4 protein-coding genes are annotated in these 3,532 nt (G+C 65.5%); 3 read left to right on the top strand and 1 reads right to left on the bottom strand.

From position 1 onward, the window contains the following. Nucleotides 1–516: LysR family transcriptional regulator (locus AB4Y84_RS16375; RefSeq protein ID WP_442250454.1), on the bottom strand; the 516-nt coding region annotated here is incomplete at its 3' end. A 109-nt stretch (nt 517–625) separates the two neighbouring features. Here AB4Y84_RS16375 and AB4Y84_RS16370 point away from each other — a divergent pair. From AB4Y84_RS16370 to AB4Y84_RS16360, 3 genes are all read left to right on the top strand, one after another. Then, nucleotides 626–1,747: a 4-oxalomesaconate tautomerase gene (locus tag AB4Y84_RS16370; RefSeq protein WP_442243535.1), complete on the top strand. Its 1,122-nt coding sequence runs from the start codon at nt 626–628 to the stop codon at nt 1,745–1,747. Between the two features lie 75 nt (nt 1,748–1,822). Continuing rightward, on the top strand, nt 1,823–2,884 hold the full coding sequence (locus AB4Y84_RS16365) for an ABC transporter substrate-binding protein (protein ID WP_428705271.1): 1,062 nt from the start codon (nt 1,823–1,825) through the stop codon (nt 2,882–2,884). Between the two features lie 14 nt (nt 2,885–2,898). Continuing rightward, on the top strand, nt 2,899–3,532 hold a 634-nt coding region (locus tag AB4Y84_RS16360; RefSeq protein WP_442250453.1), incomplete at its 3' end, for an ABC transporter ATP-binding protein.

The following is a 3,532-nucleotide window of genomic DNA, read 5'->3' as shown; positions in this document are numbered from 1 at the left end:
CGCCAGCACGAACGGATCCTCGGCCAGCACGTCGAAATCGAGATTGGGGTCGTTGGCGCCCATGAAGTTGATACCGAATTCGACTTCGCCGCGCTCCACCGCCTGCAGGCCTTCGGTGGCCGGGATATCCAGGATGCGGAAGCGCACGTTCGGATGCGCCTCGTGGAAACGCGCCATCACGCTGGGCAGGAAGTAGAACGCCGCCGTAGGCAGGCAGGCGATCGTCACGGTAGCGCCGCGGGTGTCTTCGCGGCCGCGCAGTGAGAACAGCGATCCATCGAACTCTTCCAGCATGCGCCGCACCAGCGGCAGCAGGTTCTCGCCCACGGCCGTGGTGCTGACGCTGCGCGTGGTGCGCTCCAGCAGCGGCGATCCCACCGCTTGCTCAAGCTTCTGGATGCGTCGGCTCAACGCTGGCTGGGAGACATGCAGGATCTCGGCAGCGCGATGGAAGCTGCGGGTTTCCGATACCAGCAGGAACGCGCGCAGATCCAGAATTTCGCAATTGATGCTCATCAGGTATCAATCATCCAAAAATCAGCAATTCACAGATCAATTGGGGTCATGCCAGTATCGAATCACAGAGGGGTCATTCATCCCCTATACGCATCAATCTATCACACGTATGTCCAACGATCTGCTCAGCATTCCCTGCGTGCTCATGCGCGGCGGTACCTCCAAGGGCCCGTTCTTCCTGGCCAGCGATCTGCCGGCTGATATTGCCGAGCGTGACCGCCTGCTGCTGGAGGTGATGGGTTCGGGCCACCCGCTGCAGATCGACGGCATCGGCGGCGGCAACGCACTGACCAGCAAAGTGGCCATCATCGACCGCTCCAGCCGCCCCGATGCTGACGTGGACTATCTGTTCGCCCAAGTGCGGGTGGAGCAGCAGGTGGTCGATACCTCGCCCAACTGCGGCAACATGCTGGCGGCCGTGGGCCCGTATGCGATCGAGCGCGGGCTGGTACAGGCACAGGACCCGGAGACCGAAGTGCGCGTGCACAACGTCAACACCGGCAAGCTGATCATCGCCACGGTGGAAACCCCGGGCGGCAACGTGGTCTATCGGGGTGATACGCGCATTGCCGGCGCGCCGGGCTCGGCCTCGCCGGTGCGGCTGTCCTTCCTGGACGCGGCCGGCGCACGCACCGGCAAGCTGCTGCCAAGCGGCCATGCCCGGGAAACCATCGACGGCGTGCCGGTCAGCCTGGTCGACTGCGCGATGCCGCTGATGCTGGTGCAGGCCGAAGACCTGGGCGTACGCGGCGATGCCTCACCTGCCGAACTGAACGCCGATGCTGCGTTCATGGCGCGGCTGGAGGCGCTGCGTATCGAGGCCGGTGCCCGCATGGGCATCGCCGACGCCGGCAACAAGGTCATTCCCAAGCCGGTGCTGCTGTCTGCACCGCAACACGGCGGCCAGCTGCAGGTGCGCTATTTCATGCCGCACCAGTGTCACACCGCGCTGGCCATCACCGGTGCGGTGGGCATCGCGACCGCCGCCGTCACCCCGGGCACGCTGGCCCACACTTTGGTCGGGTGCCTGCCGCTGCCCGGCAGCATTACCCTCGAACATCCGAGTGGGGCCCTGGAGGTGGGCCTCAGTCGCAGCTCGGACGACGCGCCGGTGGTCGCCAGCGTGGTGCGCACCGCACGTCGTCTGTTTGAAGGTCGCGTGTTCGCCACGTCGCCCGCGCCCGCCAGGGCCAGTGCCAATCAAGCCCGCCAATGGACGTCAGCGGCATGATCTGAAACCGGTCGGGCCGGCACAGCCGTGCTTGCCCGCCACCACAACGTAGATGCTTCACTCCTGGGAGGGATGATGTACAAGCAGTTCTTCATGGCCGCGCTGTGCGCGGTCGGCCTGGCCGCGGCCGGATGCAGCAAGCCGGACGCCACGGCCGCCGGTGGCGGCGCGCGCGGCGGCGACAATGCCCCGGTGCGCATCAGCGTCGGTTCCTACAATCTCAACAACCTGCCGTTCTTCATCGCCGACGCCAAGGGCTACTTCAAGGACGTCGGCCTGGACGTGAAGACCGAGAACTTCGCCCAGGGTGGCTCCAAGGTGCTGCAAGCGCTGGTTGCCAACTCCACCGACGTGGCCGTCGGCTTCTACGACCACACCATCCAGATGCAGGCCAAGGGCAAGGACGTGGTCGCCTTCGTGCTGCTCTCGCGCAATTCCGGCCTGGTGATGGCCGGCCGCGAAGACGCCACGTTCGATCCGGCGCGCCCGCAGACCATCAAGGGCCAGAAGGTCGGCATCACCGCACCGGGCTCCTCGTCGGACTTCTTCGTGCGGCATTTCCTGGCCCAGCATGACATCCCGGTCGACAGCATCTCGCTGATCGGCGTGGGGTCCGGTGCCGCAGCAGTCGCCGCGCTGGAGCAGGGCAAGATCGACCTGCTGGTGAACTACGACCCCGCCGCCACCCTGATCACCGAACGCAAGGTCGGGAAGATCATCCTCGACGCACGCAGTGATGAAGGCGCACGCCAGGTCTATGGCGGCCTGTACCCGACCTCGGTGATGTACGCCAACCAGAGCTTCCTGGACAAGCGCCCGGAAGCGGCCGAAAAGATCGCCCGTGCCGAGCAGATGGCGTTGAAGTTCATCGCCGACAACAGCGCCGAGGACATCGTCGCGGCCCTGCCTGACAGCTATGTCTCCGGCGACCGCGCCACCTATGCACGGGCCGTGGAGAACGCCCGCGCGATCTTCACCACCGATGGCCAGTTCACCGCGGCCGACCTGGAAACGCCGCTGAAGGTGCTGCGCGAGTTCAACACGGACGTGGCCAAGGCCAACATCGATCTGTCCAGGACCTACACCAATGCCTTCGTCGAGCGTGCCCACGCTGCGGCACCGGCAGCCCAACGTTARGCGGAGGTAACCCCATGGCCCTCAATGCCACCGTGCGCCAGCTCAATGGCGCGCCACAGCTGGAGCCTGCACAGACCATGGTCGCCATCAACAAGGTGACCATGTCCTTCGGCGAATTCACCGCCGTGCGTGATGTCGACATCCAGGTGGGCGACGGCGAGTTCCTCGCCATCGTCGGCCCCACCGGCTGCGGCAAGAGCACCATCCTCAATTCCGTGGCGGGCCTGCTCACGCCATCTTCCGGCGAGGTGGCCATCGACGGCCGCAAGGTCAGCGGCGTGCAGGAATCTGTCGGCTATCTGTTCCAGCAGGATGCGCTGCTGCCATGGAAGACCGCGTACCAGAACGTCGAACTGGGCCTGCGCTTTCGTGGCGTGCCTGAAACCGAGCGCAAGGCCAAGGCCAATGCCTGGCTGGCCAAGGTCGGCCTGACGGGCTTCGAGCACCGCTACCCGCACCAGCTGTCCGGCGGCCAGCGCAAGCGCGTGCAGATGGCGCAGGCGTTGATCGTCGAGCCGAAAGTGATCCTGATGGACGAGCCGTTCTCGGCGCTGGACATCCACACCCGCCACCTGATGCAGAACGAACTGCTGCGGCTGTGGCAGGAGGATCGCCGCTCGGTGATCCTCATCACCCATGACCTGGAAG

Origin of the sequence: Stenotrophomonas sp. 2YAF22 (assembly GCF_052114665.1) — a bacterium.
Classification (GTDB): Bacteria; Pseudomonadota; Gammaproteobacteria; order Xanthomonadales; family Xanthomonadaceae; genus Stenotrophomonas; species Stenotrophomonas indicatrix.
Note: the sequence above shows the minus strand (reverse complement) of the source record. Positions and strands in the feature narration are given on the sequence as shown.

Excerpts from the sequence above, each read along its gene's own strand:
- AB4Y84_RS16370 (WP_442243535.1), top strand. The coding sequence starts at position 626 with ATGTCCAACGATCTGCTCAGCATTCCCTGCGTGCTCATGCGCGGCGGT.